At 45.7% G+C, this 798-nt stretch carries 2 protein-coding genes; both read right to left on the bottom strand.

What is annotated here, in order from left to right:
- On the bottom strand, positions 1-296 hold a 296-nt coding region (locus tag A3763_RS02845), incomplete at its 3' end, for a glyceraldehyde 3-phosphate dehydrogenase NAD-binding domain-containing protein (RefSeq protein ID WP_304440778.1).
- 44 nt (positions 297-340) lie between these two features.
- On the bottom strand, positions 341-798 hold a 458-nt coding region (locus A3763_RS02840; RefSeq protein ID WP_304440777.1), incomplete at its 5' end, for a transketolase C-terminal domain-containing protein.

The following is a 798-nucleotide window of genomic DNA, read 5'->3' as shown; positions in this document are numbered from 1 at the left end:
ATACCCAGATCCTCCCAAGGAAGCATGCTAGGTTGCGAAAAACGTGTTAAGGCAATTAGGTCGTTCCCGACAACCATCTTCGAGTCACCCTGGACATCAACTGAAAGCGGGAATCTACCAAATGTCGTGTCGTACCGGGTCAAATAAGCAATCGTATCAGCATCTGCAAGCTCATTAATAGCGACAAACTTTATCGAATCGTCACCAACAGAACGGCCTTTCGACCGTTCATAGCTAGCACGCAACAAAGACTGCCCAATACGACCATAGCCATTAATTGCGACACGATAAGTCATTCAGAGCGTCCGATACCTTCAAGGCTCACTATAAGGTCGTGCATTTATAGCAAATCTTCGGCAACATTTAGGATGTTATCAACAGTGAAGCCGAACTCCTCAAACAACTGTCCTGCAGGTGCAGACTCGCCAAAACTATTCATGCCGATCACTCGTCCGTCAATACCCACATACTTGTACCAGTAATCGGCGATCGCTGCCTCAATAGCAATACGCGCAGGAACCTCAAGAGGTAAAACAGACAGGCGATATTCGATATCTTGCTGATCAAAAACATCAGTACAAGGCATAGAAACAACTCGGACATTAACTTCACGCTTAGTAAGTTCGTCTGCAGCAGCAACTGCCAATCCTACTTCAGAACCTGTAGCGATCAGAATCAAATCTGGCAAGCCTTCACAGTCTTTCAAGATGTAACCACCACGCTCAATATTTGCAACTTGCTCTTTACTTCGCTCTTGGTGAACTAGGTTTTGCCGCGAGAAAATCAATGAAGATGGGC

The sequence above is a fragment of the Oleiphilus sp. HI0128 genome (assembly GCF_001635365.1).
This window is presented reverse-complemented; position numbering and strand designations above follow the sequence as displayed.